18 protein-coding genes are annotated in these 19636 nt (G+C 38.9%); 8 read left to right on the top strand and 10 right to left on the bottom strand.

Going from position 1 to position 19636, the window contains the following annotated elements; all coding sequences use genetic code 11:
- Positions 1–6 precede the first annotated feature (6 nt).
- The gene (gene pgeF, locus QDI94_RS01660) at positions 7–837 is read right to left on the bottom strand and encodes a peptidoglycan editing factor PgeF (RefSeq protein ID WP_278866622.1); all 831 of its coding nucleotides are present in this window, start codon (positions 835–837) and stop codon (positions 7–9) included.
- Between the two features lie 101 nt (positions 838–938).
- Here pgeF and QDI94_RS01655 point away from each other — a divergent pair, with 101 nt between their 5' ends.
- Positions 939–1145, top strand: a complete 207-nt coding sequence (locus QDI94_RS01655; protein WP_101029527.1) for a hypothetical protein — start codon at positions 939–941, stop codon at positions 1143–1145.
- Between the two features lie 129 nt (positions 1146–1274).
- On the opposite strand, the gene QDI94_RS01650 is transcribed toward QDI94_RS01655, so the two are convergent.
- The 7 genes from QDI94_RS01650 to QDI94_RS01620 all read right to left on the bottom strand — a co-directional run bounded on the left by QDI94_RS01650 (position 1275) and on the right by QDI94_RS01620 (position 7888).
- Positions 1275–1811 carry an inorganic diphosphatase gene (locus QDI94_RS01650; RefSeq protein ID WP_015524078.1) on the bottom strand — a complete coding sequence of 179 codons (537 nt, stop codon included), beginning with the start codon at positions 1809–1811 and terminating at the stop codon, positions 1275–1277.
- Positions 1812–2015: 204 nt separating this feature from the next.
- A complete protein-coding gene (locus QDI94_RS01645) occupies positions 2016–2288 on the bottom strand; it encodes a type II toxin-antitoxin system RelE family toxin (RefSeq protein ID WP_101029525.1) in 273 nt (90 codons plus the stop codon).
- Positions 2285–2506 (bottom strand): type II toxin-antitoxin system RelB family antitoxin, encoded by a 222-nt coding sequence (gene relB, locus QDI94_RS01640; protein ID WP_101029524.1) that lies wholly within the window; start codon positions 2504–2506, stop codon positions 2285–2287. Before relB ends, QDI94_RS01645 begins: the two co-directional genes overlap by 4 nt.
- Before the next feature lie 120 nt (positions 2507–2626).
- Complete coding sequence (locus QDI94_RS01635; protein WP_278866618.1) at positions 2627–5224, bottom strand: cation-translocating P-type ATPase; 2598 nt, start codon at positions 5222–5224, stop codon at positions 2627–2629.
- 206 nt (positions 5225–5430) lie between these two features.
- The gene (locus QDI94_RS01630) at positions 5431–5712 is read right to left on the bottom strand and encodes a hypothetical protein (protein ID WP_278866616.1); all 282 of its coding nucleotides are present in this window, start codon (positions 5710–5712) and stop codon (positions 5431–5433) included.
- Positions 5713–5714: 2 nt separating this feature from the next.
- On the bottom strand, positions 5715–6569 hold the full coding sequence (gene rsmA, locus QDI94_RS01625; RefSeq protein WP_278866613.1) for a 16S rRNA (adenine(1518)-N(6)/adenine(1519)-N(6))-dimethyltransferase RsmA: 855 nt from the start codon (positions 6567–6569) through the stop codon (positions 5715–5717).
- Positions 6566–7888: an RsmB/NOP family class I SAM-dependent RNA methyltransferase gene (locus tag QDI94_RS01620; RefSeq protein WP_278866610.1), complete on the bottom strand. Its 1323-nt coding sequence runs from the start codon at positions 7886–7888 to the stop codon at positions 6566–6568. The genes rsmA and QDI94_RS01620 overlap by 4 nt, the downstream gene beginning before the upstream one ends.
- 52 nt (positions 7889–7940) lie before the next feature.
- Between QDI94_RS01620 and QDI94_RS01615 the strand changes: the two genes are divergently transcribed.
- Positions 7941–8072: a hypothetical protein gene (locus tag QDI94_RS01615; RefSeq protein WP_015524085.1), complete on the top strand. Its 132-nt coding sequence runs from the start codon at positions 7941–7943 to the stop codon at positions 8070–8072.
- A 59-nt stretch (positions 8073–8131) separates the two neighbouring features.
- On the opposite strand, the gene QDI94_RS01610 is transcribed toward QDI94_RS01615, so the two are convergent.
- Positions 8132–8794, bottom strand: coding sequence for a lactate utilization protein (locus QDI94_RS01610; RefSeq protein ID WP_278866608.1), 663 nt, complete (start codon positions 8792–8794; stop codon positions 8132–8134).
- 282 nt (positions 8795–9076) lie between these two features.
- On the opposite strand from QDI94_RS01610, the gene QDI94_RS01605 reads away from it, so the two are divergent.
- Positions 9077–9619 (top strand): N-acetylmuramoyl-L-alanine amidase family protein, encoded by a 543-nt coding sequence (locus QDI94_RS01605; protein WP_278475930.1) that lies wholly within the window; start codon positions 9077–9079, stop codon positions 9617–9619.
- A gap of 315 nt (positions 9620–9934) precedes the next feature.
- Positions 9935–11656, top strand: coding sequence for a phospho-sugar mutase (locus tag QDI94_RS01600; RefSeq protein ID WP_278866606.1), 1722 nt, complete (start codon positions 9935–9937; stop codon positions 11654–11656).
- A gap of 1787 nt (positions 11657–13443) precedes the next feature.
- Here QDI94_RS01600 and QDI94_RS01595 read toward each other — a convergent pair.
- Positions 13444–14304 carry a DUF624 domain-containing protein gene (locus QDI94_RS01595; RefSeq protein ID WP_278866604.1) on the bottom strand — a complete coding sequence of 287 codons (861 nt, stop codon included), beginning with the start codon at positions 14302–14304 and terminating at the stop codon, positions 13444–13446.
- 366 nt (positions 14305–14670) lie between these two features.
- On the opposite strand from QDI94_RS01595, the gene QDI94_RS01590 reads away from it, so the two are divergent.
- From QDI94_RS01590 to QDI94_RS01575, 4 genes are all read left to right on the top strand, one after another.
- Positions 14671–16029, top strand: a complete 1359-nt coding sequence (locus QDI94_RS01590; RefSeq protein ID WP_278866602.1) for an ABC transporter substrate-binding protein — start codon at positions 14671–14673, stop codon at positions 16027–16029.
- An 86-nt stretch (positions 16030–16115) separates the two neighbouring features.
- Entirely contained in the window at positions 16116–16994 is an 879-nt protein-coding gene (locus QDI94_RS01585; RefSeq protein ID WP_101029514.1) for a carbohydrate ABC transporter permease, read from the top strand.
- Positions 16994–17872, top strand: a complete 879-nt coding sequence (locus QDI94_RS01580; protein WP_015524103.1) for a carbohydrate ABC transporter permease — start codon at positions 16994–16996, stop codon at positions 17870–17872. The genes QDI94_RS01585 and QDI94_RS01580 overlap by 1 nt, the downstream gene beginning before the upstream one ends.
- A gap of 457 nt (positions 17873–18329) precedes the next feature.
- Positions 18330–19454 (top strand): IS481 family transposase, encoded by a 1125-nt coding sequence (locus QDI94_RS01575; RefSeq protein WP_278866599.1) that lies wholly within the window; start codon positions 18330–18332, stop codon positions 19452–19454.
- Positions 19455–19636: the final 182 nt, after the last annotated feature.

Raw genomic sequence — 19636 nt, 5'->3', positions numbered from 1 at the left:
GTATTCTTATTTTATACACATAAATGCACTCATTGTGCCTCTGTGACCTTTGGTGGCACGGTGACTCCATAAGAGGTCGCTGTTGCAGTTGGTGCAGACATCCGAAACTGTTATGTTTTCATTCTTTACACCTGAAGCAGTAAGAATTTGACGGTTGGTTTCGAGGAGGTCAACCATATATTTTCCGTTTCCTTTTTCAAAAACAAACTTTGAACTGTCAAGGTCTGCAAGATTCAGAAAATGTTCTGCACATGGATAGTCAACCTCATAGCAACAAACTGAAATTGCGGGACCGATTGCGGCTTTGATATCGGTGGGATTTGTGCCGTAAAGCTCAGTCATTTTCTCAACAACCTTTTCCCCTATTCTGCCGACAGTTCCCCTCCATCCGGCATGGGCAAGCCCGATTGCCTTGTTCTTTGTATCAACAAAAAACAGCGGTGTGCAGTCGGCATAGTAGGTTACAAGGGTTACTCCATTTTCATTTGTAATCAAGGCGTCAACGCTCTCCATATCACGGGGCTTGTAGATGCCTATGCCCTTTTCGGCAGATGTTACGGCTCTTACAACCGTGTGGTGATCCTGCGCCGAGGCTACAAGGCTTTCATAATCAAAGCCTGCACTTTTGCAGAATCTTTTGTAATTTTCGGTTACGCTGTCGGGATTGTCACCCCTGTTAAACGCCATATTCATTGATGTAAATTCACCCGTTGACACTCCGCCAAGTCTGGTTGTGAATGCGTGATTGATAAAATTTATTTCTGACAAAGAATTATATGTAAGATACGGTACTGTATCAATGTTGTTGAGTTTCATTGTTTTTGAAGAAAATTTCATAAGCGTTCCTTTCTGATTTTCATAAATAAAATCCGACAAAATATTATGCTTGAAACATAATCAAGTTAATGCTATACTATATACATTCAGAGGTGTTGATTATGAAAAAAAGTTTGTTTGGCAAGAATATTCCTGTCAACTGTTCATATTGCGAATACAGCGGAATTGAAAATGATATTATGTTCTGCAAAAAATCTAAGCAGGTCAAGAACGGAAAATGCAGATCATTTAAGTATGACCCGTTATTGCGTATGCCGAATGTCACGGTTTTTAAAACAGATTTTTCGGCTAAGGATTTTAAACTTTAACCTGCGGTATTTTTATTATACAGGAATGGATTATAATAATATTCCTTTTTAGAATTAAATTAAATATCAGAATAAAGAAAAAGCTTTACCGTTTTTGGTAAAGCTTTTAGTTTTGCAGTCTTTATAAATTTACGCCATCTGAAAATCACGAATATAGCTTGTGATAGCCTTTTCAATGATTTCTTTAGCCTTGTCAACACCGTCGGTTTCGGTTACCGAAGTAACCTTGTCAGCCTCAAGGGTCTTGTAAACCTGGAAAAAGTGCTGAATTTCTTCAAAATAATGTTTTGGAAGTTCGCTGATGTCGCTGTAGCAGTTGTAGTTGGGATCGTTTACCGGAACTGCGATAATTTTTTCGTCACAGCTGTCATTATCAACCATATTAAGAACACCGATTGGCTTGCATTCAACGAGTGTCATCGGCTGAATTGTTTCACTGCACAAAACAAGAACATCAAGCGGATCGCCGTCATCTGCAAAGGTTCTCGGAATAAAGCCGTAGTTTGCAGGATAATGAGTTGATGTAAAAAGCACACGGTCAAGCTTGAGCATACCTGTTTCTTTGTCAAGCTCATATTTGTTTTTGCCGCCCTTTGAAATTTCGATTACGGCATAAAACTTGTCTTTTGTAATTCTCTTTGGAGAAATGTCGTGCCAAATGTTCATAATTTCTGTCACCCTTCTTAATCTTATTTTTGTATATCCTGTAATACCCTGCGAAACATTATGTTATGATTTAATTATAAGAAACCTGTCAAACTTTGTCAAGGAATTTTTGTAATTTCAGTCAAAATAATTCAAATTAAATAATTTTCAGTCATAATTATTCAAAGATTATGACTGAATTTAATTATTTAAGTATTTTTAATTTTAAGTGTTGTCATAAACCTCTCGCCTGTGACCTATAGACAAAGCAAGAATAACAAGTTCTTCGTCTTCTATAAGGCAGAGCAGTCTGTAATCTCCGATACGATACCGCCATTGACCTTTGCGATTTGCCGTGAGAGCCTTCCCCTTTACTCTGGGATTTTCACACCCCGATAAATTCTTTTCAATCCACGCTTTAATCATCTTCATAGTATATCTGTCGAGTTTTTTAAATTCTTTTTCAAATCTCGGAGTGGTTCTTACAACATAACTCATATGTCAAGTTCCTTCCAAAAATCAGAGATTGGTCTGCTTTCTTCACCGCTTTTTTTGTATTCATCATAAGCGTCATCAAAAACGGCAAGGTCATATTCTTCTTCGATTTTTTCAAACAAAGCCTGTTTAAAAGCCTCTCCGAGTGATATTGAGTGCAACCGAGCATAGCTGTCTGCTATTTTCTTTTCCTGTTCTGTTAATCTGATTGAGAATGCCATAATACCGACCTCCTTGTATAGTACATTGTACTACATTATTATTTCTTTGTCAATGAATTTTATTCGATAAAAGTAAAAGAACACGGCAAAATCAATCTGCCGTGTTCAATGTTATTAAATTTACTTTCTCACATTTTCAACAATGACTTTTACAAACTGAATTATAAATGTCGGGATGAATGCGAGGAGGGCTATAAAGCCTGCCTGTGTGCCTGTGAGTGCGGTAACGCTGAAAAGCGGCTGCATAAACGGAACAAACAATACAAATGCGAGCAGGAATGTTCCGATAAAGAAAGCGCCTATGCTTGCCGTGTTTGAAAAAAGTCCGAGTTTAAAGATTGAATGTGTACTTCTGCAATTAAAGCCGTGGAACAGTCTTGCAAGCGTGAGTGTTGCAAATGCCATTGTGCTTGCAACGGCAGGACTTGTCTGAAGTCCGATGTAGAATGAAATGAGCGTTACAACGGCAATCAAAGCGCCCTGTCCGAGCATAAGAGCAGAAAAGCTTTTTGTAAGGATTCCCTGTTTCGGATCACGGGGTTTCTGCCTGAGCAAGTCTTTTTCGGGCTTCTCCATACCGATTGCAATTGCGGGAAGTGAGTCTGTAAGAAGGTTGATAAACAGAAGGTGAACCGCCTCAAACGGTACGGGCAGAGCCATAATTGAACAGAACAACACGGCAAAAATACCTGCCATATTACCCGAAAGTAAGAAAAGAATTGCATTTTTAATGTTGCGGTAAACATTTCGGCCGTTTGCAACCGCCTTGATAATTGTAGCAAAGTTATCATCCTGAAGAATCATAGACGCGGCGTCTTTTGAAACTTCGGTACCTGTGATACCCATTGCAACACCAATATCAGCTTTTTTGAGAGCGGGTGCATCGTTTACACCGTCACCTGTCATGGAAACAATGTTGCCTTTTCTTTGCCAAGCCTCAACGATTCTGATTTTGTTTTCGGGAGAAACTCGTGCATAAACAGAAATTTTCTCAATTTTTTCGTCAAGCTCCTTATCGCTCATTGCGTCAAGCTCAAGACCTGTAACTGCGATGTCGCCGTCATTGAAAATACCAATCTGCTTTGCAATTGCACTTGCTGTGATTTTGTGGTCGCCCGTAATCATAACAGGCTTGATTCCTGCACGGATTGCATCGGCAACAGCCTGTTTTGACTCCTCTCTCGGAGGATCTATCATTGAAACAAGTCCGATGAATGTATAATCCTTCTCTGTGTTAACCGTGAGAGCCTCATCAGATTCCTTATATGCAAAGGTGAGAACACGGAGTCCCTGTTCGGAATATTCACGGTTAACTCTTGAAATCTCAGCCTTATCTTCATCTGTAATCGGACGAATACCGTCTTTTGTTGCGATACTTACACAACGGTCAAGAATTGAATCAAGCGCACCCTTTGTGAGAATATGATTTACACCGTGCATTTTGTACTTTGTGCTCATCATCTTTCTGTCGGAATCAAACGGAACCTCCTCAACCCTTGTAAGAACATCCCTAAGCACATTTTCGTCAAGTCCGATATGCTGAAATGTTTCAAGCAAAGCGTACTCGGTCGGGTCGCCTATTCCCTTTCCGTCAACGATACTCGAATCGTTGTTAAGAACCATATCGTAAAGGAGATGACGGTGGCTTTCAATATTAAGGTCGAGCTGATCCTCAAGAATACTTTCGCCGTTCACATAGATTTTCTGAACAGTCATTTTATTCTGTGTGAGCGTACCCGTCTTATCGGAGCAGATTACAGACACACAGCCGAGGCTTTCAACAGCCTTCAAATCCTTGATAACGGCATTTTCTTTTGCCATTTTTTGCGTACCCATTGCCTGAACAATTGTAACGATTGAGCCGAGCGCCTCGGGGATTGCGGCTACTGCAAGTGCAACGGCAAACATAAGAGAGTTAAGAACCGACATTCCGTTGAACATACTCAGCCCGAAAACTACTACGCAAATTGCCATAATAATAACGGCAAGTCTGCTCGAAAATTTATCAAGGCTGAGCTGGAGGGGAGTTTTCTTGCTCTTTGCCTGATTCATAAGTGTTGCGATTTTACCGATTTCTGTGTTCATGCCTGTTTCCGTAACAACAACAATTGCTCTGCCGTATGTTACAAGGCTGCCCGAAAAGACCATATCGGTGCGGTCGGCAAGCGGAACTTCCTTTTCAATTGTCTCCACACTTTTGTCAATATTTGTAGATTCACCCGTGAGCGAGCTCTCATTTACTTGTAATGAATAGTTATTGATTATTCTTCCGTCTGCAACAACAAGGTCGCCTGCCTCAAGCACAACAATGTCGCCGGGAACGATGTTTTCTGAATCAATTTCAATTTTTCTTCCGTCACGGATTACCTTTGCCGAGGGTGACGAAAGCGATTTAAGGCTTTCAAGTGACTTTTCTGCCTTAACATGCTGAACCGTGCCGAGAATAGCATTGAGTGTGATTACCGCAAAAATTACGATTGTGCTTTCAACACTTCCCGAAAACATTGAAACGATTGCCGCAATGATAAGGATGATTACCATAAGGTCGGCAAACTGACTTAAAAACACCTGAAAAACAGATTTCTTTTTGCTTTCTTCAAGGGCATTTTTTCCGTGTTTTTCAAGAAGGCTGTCAGCCTGTTGTGACGAAAGTCCTTCGCTTGTTACACCGAGCTTGTCAAGAGCTTCGCTCTCGGTCAACTGATACCAATTTTTCATAATTTTCTCCTCCGTTCGGATTGCAGAATACAGACAGACTGAAAAAGACAAATAAAAAAGACCTTTATTGCAAGGTGCAACTCACCCTACAATAAAAGTCTTGTCCTTTAAGATATAACCGATACCGAAAAACGGTATGTACTGACGATTCATATCACAGATTATCTGCGAACTACTCCCCTTTATCTACTGACATTCTATCAAATTTATTGCTCATTGTCAACAAAATTTTCAGAAATCTCATCATCGTCATCATTTTCGGCAACAATTTCATCTGATACAAGGTGTCTTTTGCGTTTTTTGGGTTTACTGCAAGTTGCAAATATTATGCCCAAAAATGCAAGAAAAGCTCCGCTGCATGAGAAAACTGCTGAGAAATACGGGCGTTCAAGGGCATATGCAACAATTGTTGCGGCAATAAAAAGTGCTGCGGCAACAAGCATCAATATAAAAGCTGTTTTGTAAAGACCGTTCATTTTTCTTTTCATAATCAATCACCAAGATTGTTTGCAATGTTTGCAAAATCTTCAAGTTTCAGCTGTTCCGCCCTTGCATTGAGAGGAACGGAGGAATTTTCAAGAATTGCGTTAACCTCTGCCTTTGGCAAAGAAAGTCCCGATGCAAGAGAATTTGAAAGTGTTTTTCTTCGCTGCGAAAAGGCGGCTTTTACAACCTTAAAAAACTTCTTTTCGTCATCAACCTTCACGGGCGGTTCTTTGAGAATGTTAAGTCTTAAAACAGCCGAATCAACCTTTGGAGCAGGCATAAACGAGCCGGCACTAACCGAAAACAGCATTTCGGGTTCTGCATAATAGTTGACCGATACCGTTACCGCACCGCTTGCACGGGAACCCACCTCAGCACAAATTCGCTGAGCCGCCTCTTTCTGAACCATAACCGTGATTGCAGAAATCGGCAGTCTGTCCTCGAGCAATTTCATAATTACGGGAGATGTGATGTAATACGGAAGATTTGCGCACACAACAACATCCATACCCTGAAATTCTTCTTCAACCAGCCTGTGCAAGTCAATTTTAAGAATGTCATCGTTTACAACTTTAACATTGTCGTGTTCTGAGAGTGTTTCTTCAAGAACGGGAAGAAGTCGCTTGTCAAGCTCAACCGCTACAACCTTGTCGGCAAGTGAGCAAAGCTCTGTTGTGAGAACCCCTATTCCGGGACCGACTTCAATTACGCCTACTCCCTCTCCGGCACCCGAAAGCTCTGCCATTCTCGGACAAACTGACGGGTTTATAAGAAAATTCTGACCGAGTGACTTTGAAAAAGTAAAACCGTGTCTTGAAAGTATATCTTTGATTGTACCTATATCTGATAATTTTTTCATCTTAATATGCGAAGCCCTTTCGGATATTTATTTTTCAGTCTTGAATTTGACGCTTTGCCAAAGCCTGTTGTGATTCCGTTTACACAAACAGCCGTATAGCCCTTGACATCCTGTGACACGGCAATTTCCTCACCGTGAAGATACGCTGCAATTTCTTTACTGTTCACATCAAAATCAACTGCGGATTTACAGTTTTCCTTTTTAGCTGCCGTAAATGCGCTGTGATGCGGTTCGATTCTGTTCTTGACAATTTCGCCGAGAATAACTCCCGCACGGAGAATCTGCAAGCCTTTTACATCAAAATTATAATTCTGTGGAAGAACTATAATTTTATCCTTTATAACCTCAATATTTTCACCGAACGGTCTGTCGATAAAAATACTGTCATAAAAATCAAAAATTTTCGAGTCAATTTTATTATTCTTTTTAGGAATATTATAATTAGAATACGGCTCGCCCTTTTTGTAAAGCTTGGCGGCAAAATGTCCTTCTCCGCCGTCCATCGGGAAAATTCTTCTCGCATAATCAAGCGTAGGTCTGCCGAATGTTACGCCCGAATCAACAAGTTCAAAATCGGGATTTTCTGCAAGGAACCGAGAAATTACGCCCTCGTTTTCTTCCTTTGAAAAAGTACAGGTTGAATAAACCATATATCCGCCGTTCTTTAGGGCATCCTTTGCACTGTTAAGAATCAAAAGCTGACGGGCGGCACAACTCTTTACATGCTCAATGCTCCATTCACGCTCCGCATCATTCTTGCGGAACATTCCCTCGCCGCTGCAGGGTGCGTCAACAAGAATCCTGTCAAAACGGTTTTCAAGCCTTTTGCAAAGTTCATCGGGACGGCAGTTTGATACAACTGCGTTTGAAATACCCATTCGTTCAATATTCGATAAAAGAATATTCGCTCTGTTTCTTATAATTTCATTGCTCCACAAAAGTCCTGTTCCGTTAAGTTTAGCGCCGATTTGCGTACTTTTTCCGCCCGGAGCGGCACACAAATCAAGGACATAATCGCCCTCATGAACATCAAGCATTGTAACTGCCGAGGTTGCAGATGGTTCCTGAACATAGAACGCTCCTGCATGGTGCAGAGGATTGTTGCCGATTGACTTAATATCGGACGGAATGTAAAAGCCCTCATCGCAAAACGGAGTCTTTTTCAGTTCAAAATCAAGAAGTGAACAAAGCTTTTTGGGCAAACATTTTAAGGTGTTGACACGAAGTCCTTTTATAAAATCATCACTGTTGTAAAATTTTAAAAATTCGTCAAATTCATCACCCAGAAGTGATTTCATTCGCAATAAAAAATCATTCATGAATAAACAAGCCTTTTCGGGTTAATAATAGTTTTGTAAAGGAGGTGTTGAAATGAATTTCAATCAGAATCGGAACAACAATCAGAACAAGAACGAGCAGAACAGCCAGAATAAGAATCAGAACAACAATCAGAATAAAAATCAGCAGAACAGCCAGAACAAAAGTCAGAACAATTGCAGATGATTACATTCTGAATTTCTCCCAAGCCGTATCTTTTGATGCGGCTTTTTTCTTTAAAAGAATCAATATCCGTATTCTTCGCCGATGATAATAACCTTAATTCTGTCAATATGTCTTTGCTGAGCAGATACCACATAGTTACAGCAGATTCTTGTATCACCGTGGCATCCGTCACAGAGTTCGGGATTTTCTTTTCTCAATGAAACACATTCGCCTGTTTTTCCGCAGGGGGTTTCAATGCCGAGTCTGATTGTATTCTGCGGAGCGGCAATTGTTTTAACTCTCTTGATTGCCTCGTCAATATTCTTTACGATTTTGTTGATACCGCATACAACGATAACGCTTTTCGGACCGTAAAGAAGTGCGGCAACACGGTTTGAGTTGCCGTCAACATTATAAAGCTCTCCATTTTCGGTAAGAGCGTTTGTACTCATAAAAAATGTGTCTGCCCTGAAAGTCTGACGGTAAACCTCTTCAACCTCGGGACGAGTCATTCCGGGTGCGGAACGGTCAAGAAAATTGTAATCGGGCGAATTTATCATCTGATAAATTCCCGTTTCGTCAAGAGTTTTTGAACCGCCGCATGAAATTGTTTCGCCCTTTTTAATGAGTGTTTTTACAAGTGCCTGCGCCTCTTCCCTGTTTTCGCAAAAATAAGGTTTCATCCTGTTGCGTTCAAGATTTTTCATAACTTTCTCAACTTTTGCTCTCATTTCATCAGTCATAATAATTTCTCCGTTTCATAATTTCATAAAGTAATTAAGCAAGCTTTTGCATTAAATAATAGTTCTTTAAATGAACAATATCCGCCCCTACGCTTGACATTCTGCCTACGGTTACAATCTGCTCACACATAATAATTGTGATATCATACACTTGCAAACATTTTCGCCAAAATCATATGTAATCATTATACAATACAAATTGAATTTTGAAAAGAAAATTATTTGTCAACGGCACGGGTTTTGCGAATAAAATGATAAGAGATTAAATTTAGGAGAGATTTTATGCCTTCAGTTTACCTTTCACCGTCATTACAGGAGTATAATCCGTATGTTGACGGAGGAAATGAAGAATATTATATGAATCTTATTGCGGACGCCATGGAGCCTTATTTGAAAGCAAGCGGAATTGATTTCAAGCGAAACGATCCCGATATGACGCTGAATCAGGCAATTGCAGATTCAAACAAGGGCAATCACGATTTGCACCTTGCAATTCACAGCAATGCCGCTCCCGAGGGTTCGGCAGGCAGATACACGGGTGCTGACATTTATTACTACCCGACAGGCAGTAACGGCAAGCGTTTTGCAGAAATTCTGCAAAAGAATTATAAAGATATTTATCCCGAACCGAACGATGTTGACATAATCCCCACCACCTCACTTGCGGAAGTAAGGCGGACAAAATCACCGTCGGCATTGATTGAGGTTGCATATCACGATAATCCCGAAGAAGCTCAATGGATTAGGGACAACATCAATGTAATCGGCAGAAACCTTGCAAAATCTGTTGCCGAGTATTTTAATGTGCCGTTTGTTGAGCCGTAATTTAATTCTGACAAAGAACAAAAATCAGCACTCTTAGATATACATTAAAAGCAAAGCACAGTTGATTTTGCGGAATAACCGCCGTCCCTCATCACGAAAAGCCAATAATATGAGTCAATTTCATTATACAGTTAATAGAATTTTATACAGTTTAATTTAGAACACACAGCTTTTAGTACACATTCCGTAAAATGTACAAAATAAAAAACTTGTTTTTTTTCAGAGTTTATGGTATAGTGAATTAAGATAGGCAAGAATGGCTTGTCACAGATATTAACTATAATTTTGTGAATATTTTAAGTTGGGGGCATAATCATGGATATTAAAAAACTTTATAACGAATGGCTCGAAAATGCTGTTGAAGACAAGGATCTTACAGCTGAGCTTGAAAGTATAAAAAACAATGAAGATGAAATTTATGATCGTTTCTACACAGCTTTAAAATTCGGTACTGCAGGTCTTAGAGGTATTATTGGTGCAGGTACTAACAGAATGAATATTTATGTTGTTCGTCAGGCTACACAGGGACTTGCCAATTATGTTCTCAAAAAGTACGGCAAGGGTTCTGTTGCTATTTCTCACGACAGCAGAATTAAAGCAGATTTGTTTATGAATGAGGCAGCCAGAGTTCTTGCCGCTAACGGTATTAAGGTTTACATCACTTCTGAGCTTCAGCCTACTCCCGTTCTCTCATACCTCGTTCGTTACTTTAAATGTCAGGCAGGTATTATGGTTACGGCAAGCCACAACCCTGCTGCATACAACGGCTACAAGGCATATGGCGAGGACGGCTGTCAAATGACCGATGTTGCCGCTAACACAGTTTACGACGAAATTTCAAAGCTTGATATGTTCAAGGATGTTAAAATTGCAGATTTTGATGAAGCCGTTAACAACGGTATGATTGAATATGTTGATGAGAGCGTTTATGACACATACCTTGAAAAGGTTATGGAACAGCAGGTCAACCCCGGCATTTGTGAGGGTGCTGACCTTAAGGTTGTCTACACACCTCTTAACGGTACAGGCAACAAGCTTGTAAGAAAGGTTCTCGGCAAAATCGGTGTTAAAGATGTTATTGTTGTTCCCGAACAGGAACTTCCCGACGGCAACTTTACAACTTGCCCTTATCCGAACCCTGAGATTAAAGAGGCGCTTGCAAAAGGTCTTGAGCTTTGTGAAAAAGAACAGCCTGACCTTCTTCTTGCAACCGACCCTGACGCAGACCGTGTAGGTATCGCAGTTAAGGATTATGACGGCAGTTACAGACTTATTTCAGGTAATGAAGACGGCGTAATGTTGACAAACTACATCCTTTCCTGCAAAAAAGCAAGCGGCAAGCTTCCCGAAAAGCCTGTTGTTGTTAAAACTATCGTTACAACAAAACTCATCAACAAGCTTTGCGAAAAGTACGATTGTGAACTCAAGAATGTTCTTACAGGTTTCAAATACATTGGTGAAGTTATTCTAAACCTTGAAAAAAAGCATGAAGAAAACAGATATCTCTTCGGTTTTGAAGAAAGCTACGGCTACCTTTCAGGCACATATGTAAGAGATAAGGATGCTGTTGTTGCGTCAATGCTCGTTTGCGAAATGGCTGCTTACTACAAGAAGCAGGGCAAGTCACTTGCCGAGGTTATTGACGGTCTTTATGAAGAATTTGGTTACTACCTCAATCAGACATACTCATTCGAGTTTGACGGTGCCGCAGGTATGCAGAAGATGGCTGATATTATGACAGCTGTAAGAGATAACATACCAAAGAGCATTGCAGGCTACGATGTTGTTAAGGTTTCCGACTATCTTCTTAAAAAGGAAACTGAGATCGCAACCGGCAGTGCTACCGACATTGAACTTCCTAAGTCCAATGTTATTGCTCTTCACCTTTCCGGTGACAATGCAGTTATCATCCGTCCAAGCGGCACAGAGCCAAAAATTAAGCTCTATATAACTTCAGTCGGCAAGAACAAAGCAGATGCAACAGAAATTTGTGAAAAGCTCGTAATCGCAAGTAAAGAAATTCTCGGTATTGAGTAATCAATATTGTATTGATTAGAAAATTATAATTGAAATAGATATGGGGACAGCAAATGTTGTCCCCATAATTTTTGTATTCAGCAAATTCACTTATTCTATTATACACAGTTATCTCAGACAAAATGCAAAACAGAGGTGACCACTGTTGCAGTCACCTCTGTAATTGGTTGATTTATAAATAGCAATTTTCAGAAGGGTATCGTATCGTTAATATGCCCTTTGGACTCATCTCCAATTTCGGATTTTCGTCCTTTACACTAACAATTTAGTATTACATTGGACTTTTCTCCGTTCCTAAATTTGAATATAAAAGTTTTTCAACCGTTTAAATTCATAATATCAATCGGCACAACAATCACTTAAAAAAGCTTATCAACTTTTTTATTTCAATTGCACCTATCCTGAAACCAAGCCATTGGAATATTTCGGAACTTTGGCTTATACAGTTATTGGAATTAACTCCTTTAGCTTTAAATTCGACTAATTATGTTTACACACCTAAGTATGTATACAATCATCAAACCATAAGACTTAAATTCTCATTGGAATAATCTCCTATTGTCTGCAGATTCACTATGTCATCACGACATTATAATTACTGCTAATCAATGCTTTATTTATGACCTATATTAACTTTTTAACAAATCAATATCAGTAACCGAATACTGTCAATTCCAAGTATTGGATTATATTTTGACTTTATACCGGTTTAAATCTCAAGCATACATCGGAATATCTCCAATCATAACAAATAAGTGAGATTTGTTTCAAGTTCTTATTTCATTGGAATAATCTCCTGACAGTTTAGTTTTCTTAGAATTTTAGAAATCAGATTGAAATTTACGGTTTCACTCTGTACTGTAAGTTTCCAAATTTACGCTCCGTTTGAACTGCTTACTAAATTCAGCCTCTTACATTCTTTAAATTCAGACTACTCTGTGTGCTGTTGTATAAGCTGTTCATCCATCGGTTTTAGTTTTTACTTCCATTGGACTTATCTCCGTTTCGGATTATTTTTGCTTAACCTAAATTCTGATTAAGCTTCCATTGGACTAACCACCAATTTAAAGATTTCATATATATTAAGTTATAATTAAAATTCCGTTCTCCCGAGTATTAAATTTGATAATCTTTAACGCTTAATTGGACGAATTTCAATCATAATATGTAGATTGCTAAAGACGAATTCGGAATGCTCTTGTGATTAAAATTTAATAAATATGTTTTATAACATCAAAATAATCAGCTCTTCCGACAAAACAAATAAGAATTAGAAGACCATCTCTTAGAATACACGGGCTGTAGAGTTAGGTGGCAAGCTCCGCATATAATCTCTGATTTGTTTGAAGTAAGGTTTTCTTGCTTTCATTTTTAAAACCTCCTTAAGTTCTTTTCTTTGTCTATATTATACAGTTAGTTTTCAACATTGTCAACACTTTTATTAAAAATATTTATAATTTTATTTTTAAAAAATCTATTGAAGTAATATCTGTGTTATGTTATAATAAAAATGTTAGGGTGTTTATCAGTCGGTATCTTTTTTTGTTGCCGACTGTTTTATTTTTATATACCCAAATTTACTTAATACCTTGACTGCAGCAAATACTCAGAGGCGGATAATATCAACAGTTTCTATATCTGTCGAATGGGATGAAATCATCAGGTCCGGGGCATATACCTTCTTTAGTTCAACGACAAAAACCGCATCAAAAAGCCGTTTTCAGACTCTTTGGTGCGGTTTTAATTTTGATGTAAAAACACTATGCATTCTACAAAGTGCTAAAATATTACTCTGTTGTATTCGTTTTCGACGGGTTTTTAATCATTCTGCCGTTGACAAAGATGTAGTCGTCATCGGAGTTTGCGTTTTCGACTGCTTCGGTTTCACGCTGAACTTCTTCTTCCGTGAGGACATACTGCACATTATCGCCAGTGAAGTAGCCGACAGATTCCTGCACTCCTTTTGCAATTACCGATACTATTATATAGGTTGTAATCATCGGGTAGAAAATTACCGAGAGAGCAACTGCAACAACAAGCATTGCACCCTTTGCATAGATTACTGCGAGAAAGACCGCAAAAGAAATTATGCCGACAAGCACAAGTGCGACAATATTTCTGAGAATTTTACCGAAAATCAACAAGAGTGAATTTTTATAAATGTCACGAAGTCTGAGGTCATAGGTAATTGTTAGGAGCGGTACATAGAACAGCATAATAAGCATTGCGATTGAGAATACTATATATATGGTAAAGACAGAGCCGTAAACTATATCTGTCTGAGCAAGTGTTCCGTAGTAGAGAATCGCAAAAAACGAACACGCTACTATTAAATAAGCGACAAATCCGTTGAAGATTGATTTTTTCAGATTTTCACGAAATGCCTGTACAAAAGTTTTGAAAACATTTACATCCTCTTTTTCAACCGAAATTTTGCGGATTACCATTACAAGTCCGGAATAGAACGGCATTGCGGGAATTATTCCCAAGCTCCATAATATTACATTGTTGAATCCGGACAGAAAGCTTATGAGAATGAATATTCCGGAAAATACAGCAAACGGAATTGAGTACATCAATCCCGCAAATAACAGCTTAGGAAATCGGGTAAAAAATCGTGCAAGTGATGATTGATTGAAATTTTTCATAATTGCTAAATTAACCTTCTTAAAAAACAAATTTGACATAATTTTAGCACAAAGCACTTGTCATTTTCAATAGAATGACCATATTTGACAGGTTACAATATTGTAACTTTAATGTTGCTTTAATATTTCTTATTTGACAAATAAGTCACAAAACCCAGATAATATGCGGTTGTTTTTTGTTTGATTTTGAAATTACATTTGGTTAATACCTTCGTTTTGACTAATCACAGAGAAAATTTTTAAAAAAATCTATTGTATTTTCATAAATAGTGTGTTATGATTGTTGCAATAGAGAGAACACAGAATGTTGTTCTCTCGCCAATATCCGGGTTTAGCGGATAAATATTTTTAATTAAGGTGAAAGCTATGAAAAAATCAACAATCAAAAGAGCTGCAGCTCTTGCAGTTGCAGGTATGATGACTGCTACTGCTCTTGCAGGCTGCGGCGGTTCTTCATCATCAGGTTCATCAAAAGATGATTCAAAAAATGCAGCAGGCAACGCAAAAAACGGTAAAGTTTACTATCTTAACTTTAAGCCTGAGCAGGACAAGGATTGGCAGGCTCTTGCTAAGAAGTACACGGACGAAACAGGTGTTGAGGTAACTGTTAAGACAGCTGCCGAGGGTACTTATGAGTCAACACTTACAGCAGAGATGGACAAGGACAACGCTCCTACACTCTTCCAGGTTAACGGTCCTGTAGGTCTTGCAAACTGGAAAGACTATTGTGCAGACCTCAGCTCATCAGAAATTTATAATCAGCTTACTTCAAAGGATTATGCACTTGAAGAGGACGGCAAGGTTTACGGTATTGCTTATGTAATTGAAACATACGGCATTATCTACAACAAGACTCTTCTCCAGAAGTATTGCGATTCTGACTTTGCTTCGGTTAAGAAGATTGAAGACATCAACAGCTTTGAGAAGTTAAAGACTGTAGCCGATGAAATCCAGAAGAATAAGGATAAGCTCGGCGTTAAGGGTGCGTTCACATCAGCAGGTATGGATTCTTCATCTGACTGGAGATTCAAAACTCACCTTGCTAACCTTCCTATCTACTTTGAGTACAAGGATAAGGGCATCAAATCAACAGACGCTATCGAGGGTAAATACCTTGAAAACTATAAGAACATCTGGGATCTCTACATCAAAGATTCAACATGTGATCCTGCAGACCTCGCAAGCAAGAAGGGTACAGACGCTGAAACTGAGTTCACATCAGGCGAAGCAGTATTCTTCCAGAACGGCAGCTGGGAATATTCAATAGTTACCAAGGCAGGTATGAAGGACGACGAACTCGGCATGCTCCCGATTTACATCGGCGCAGGCGATGAAGCTAATCAGGGTCTTTGCACAGGTTCAGAGAACTACTGGTGTGTAAACAACAAGGCAAGTGCTGACGATCAGGCAGCTACTCTTGAATTCTTGAACTGGTGTGTAACAAACAAAACAGGTACATCTGCTCTTGCTGACGATATGGGATTTGTAATTCCTTTCAAGAATGCTAAGGAAGCAACCAATGTATTTGTTAAGATTGATAACGAACTCACAGCAGCAGGCAAAACTCCTGTAAGCTGGAACTTCACAACAATGCCAAGTGAAGATTGGAAAAACGGTGTTGGCACAGCTCTTACACAGTATGCAGCAGGTACAGGCGACTGGGATGCTGTTAAGACTGCATTTGTACAGGGTTGGAAAACAGAATATGCAAAGGCTAACGGCTGATTGTAAAATTTCTGTTTTAATTTAACAGGTTCGGTAGGGGGGCGGCATTCCGCTCCCCTTTCTTATGAACGGAAAGGCAAAATATTATGTTTAGAAAACCTAAAAGAAAAATTTATTTTCTGATATTTGTTCTTCCCACTCTGGCTGCTTTCCTTATAGGTTTTGTATATCCGTTCTTTAACGGCATTTACCTTTCGTTCTGTAAATTCAGAACAACAAGCGATGCAGTATTCATCGGGTTCGGAAACTATGTCAAGGCCTTTCAGAATGAGGGCTTTTTACATTCATTCTGGTTCACAGTTGTGTTTGTTATAGTATCTGTTATACTCATTAACCTAATTGCGTTTTTTGTGGCGTATGCACTCACGCTCGGAATCAGGGGATCAAATGTATTCAGAACTGTTTTCTTTGTTCCTAACCTTGTAGGCGGTATCATTCTCGGCTACATCTGGCAGTACATTTTTAACGGTATTCTTCAGTATTACGGAACAAACCTTGCGCTTAACGCAAACTACGGTTTCTGGGGACTTGTAATTCTTATGTGCTGGCAACAGGCAGGTTATATGATGATTATTTACATTGCCGGTTTCCAGAGCGTACCTCATGATCTTTATGAGGCGGCTAAAATTGACGGCGCAGGCAAAAAACAGTTGCTTACAAATGTAACATTGCCGATGATGATGCCTTCCATCACAATCTGCACATTCCTTACACTTACAAACTCATTTAAGCTGTTCGACCAGAACCTTGCCCTCACAGGCGGTGCTCCGGGTATTGTATCACAGGGAAGCGGTACAATGGTTTATCAGACGGAAATGATGGCTCTCAATATTTACAATACATTCTATGCAAACCAGAATTCTCGTGGCGTAGGTCAGGCTGAGGGCGTTATCTTCTTCGTAATTGTTGTTATCATTGCCCTTATTCAGCTTTACTTTACAAGAAGAAAGGAGGTTCAGCAGTAATGGCAAAAGTTGCAGCAAAGGCTAAGGATAGGCCTGTAAAGAAAAAACAAACCGTAGGAATGAAAATTTTAACAATTCTCTTCTCTATTGTGTCAGTATTCTATGTTGCTCCCGTTTTCATTGTACTGATGAACTCCTTCAAGAGCAATGCGGCAATCAGCCGTGCAATCTTTGAATTTCCGAATGCAGACAGTTTTCAGGGCTTTCAAAGCTATATGACAGGTATGTTCCACGGCAACTATCCGTTCTGGAAGTCAATTGTATGGAGCTTCTTCATTACAATCGGCGGTGTTGTGCTTATTCTTTTCTGCACATCAATGTGTGCGTGGTACTTGCAGCGTTCAAATTCTCGTATATGCAAAATCATCTACTATTTCTGCATTTTCTCAATGGTTATTCCTTTCCAGATGGTAATGTTTACCCTCTCAAAGACAGCCGACAGTCTCAAGCTTACAACTCCGTGGGGTATTTTGATTATATACCTCGGATTTGGAGCAGGACTTGCGGTATTTATGTTCTCGGGATTTGTTAAATCAATTCCTGTTGAAATTGAGGAAGCCGCAGATGTTGACGGAGCAGGTCCTTTGAGAACATTCTTCGGTATTGTTCTTCCGATTATGAAACCTACTTTTATTTCGGTTGCAATCCTTGAAACAATGTGGATTTGGAACGACTACCTTCTCCCCTATCTTATTCTTGATATGGATTACAAAACTATTCCGATTCATATTCAGTATCTTAACGGCAGTTACGGTCATACGGACACAAGTGCTATTATGGCGCTTATCGTTCTGAGTATCGTTCCAATTATTATTTTCTACTTTGCCTGTCAGAAATACATCATCGAGGGTGTTGTTTCAGGTGCTGTAAAAGGTTAATCTTTCTTTCATTTTATTTTCAAAAGACGGCTGTGTACATTATGCTACACAGCCGTTTTTTCTCTTGTGTTTTTTCTCTCGTGTAGGATACAAATTGTATGTTCAATAATATTTTATAATTTTTACAAACCCTCTTGATGAATATTTATTTTATATATTATGTTTTGATATCATTTAAACTGTGTATTCAATTTTGCACGCAATGCGTGCAATCGTGTGCAACACACACGAACGGGAGAACACGGTTCTCCCCTACAAAATAGCAGTAACTTTGTGATATTTATATAGTTTATTTCTATCACAATGTTTGTGTCTTTACTAGCGGGCGGATAATATGTGCAGTGTAGTAACATAGTATACAACAGTGCAAAGACATAGTATACAGTTTTATGATAAAATAAATGGCAAGAAAATAGCAAATGAAGGAGCTGTTTTTATGCCGTGGGAGTGTAAAACTGTGGAAAAACAAAGATTAGAATTTGTTACAAAAGCATTAGAAACAAATAATTTTAGTGCTCTATGTCGGAAATATGAAATCACACGCAAAACTGGTCGCAAGTGGGTTGATAGATTTAAACAGGGACTGCCCTTAACTGATATGTCACGCAGACCATTATGTTCTCCTAACAAAACGCCTGACGACATTGAAGAATTAATCGTTTCTGTTCGTTTCGATAACCCGGGTTGGGGTGATGATAAAATTAAAATTTTTCTTGAAAATCAAGGGTATAAAAACATTCCTTGTCCAAGAACCATTACTAACATTCTTCATAAACACCAACTCATATCTGAAGAGGAATCTCTCAAAAGAAAGCCTTTTAAACGCTTTCAGAAAGAACATTGCAATGATATGTGGCAAACTGATTTCAAGGGAGAGTTTTTAACTGCCGATAATCGTTATTGCTATCCATTGACTATTCTTGATGACAGCTCACGATACTCAATCAAAATAGCATGCTTTCCTAACACTAAAAATGTCGTTATTAACGCTTTTAAGCAAGCTTTTTATGAGTTTGGTATGCCATCAAGCGTACTTTCTGACAATGGTTCTCAGTTTGCAGGTTTTAAACATGGATTTACTATGTTTGAAAAATTCCTTATGAACAATGACATTCTTCCCATACATTGCAGAATTAAACATCCGCAAACACAAGGAAAAATTGAACGGTTTCATGGCAGTATGAAAAGAGAACTTTTAAATCATAATCTATTCAAGAACTTGGATTACGCTGACAAGGCTCTGCAAGAGTGGCGAACTAAGTATAATTGCCTGCGACCTCATGAAGCACTTGGGAACAAATGTCCTGCCGATGTCTATACTCACAGCGAAAGGATTTTTGCTGACAAGGTGGAGCCGTTTGAATATGAACCCGGCTTTAAAGTCATAAAAGTAAATTCGTGGGGATATGTCCGTTTTCAGAATTTTCAATTATATCTTAGTGAAACTTTCATCAATGATTATGTTCAATTCAGACCTAATCCAAACAATGATTCATTTCTTGTTTGCTATCGCAATTTTGTTATTGCTGAGTATGACTCGTCATCCGGCAAGCGTATTCACCGCAAGATTTCAAGACTGTGAATTTGTATACCATGTCCTTGCACAGGTGGTTACCATGTTGCACTTGACATAATATCCGCCCCTACAGATTTATGCGAACAACTACAATAATACGCTCGGACATAATATGTTTTTTGATATTACAAACTATCTACACGAATTGGGTACGGCTGCTCACCGTGCGTGATTGTTCTTTAATAGAA

It is taken from the genome of Ruminococcus bromii (genome assembly GCF_928721825.1).
Taxonomy (GTDB): domain Bacteria; phylum Bacillota; class Clostridia; order Oscillospirales; family Acutalibacteraceae; genus Ruminococcoides; species Ruminococcoides bromii.
This window is presented reverse-complemented; position numbering and strand designations above follow the sequence as displayed.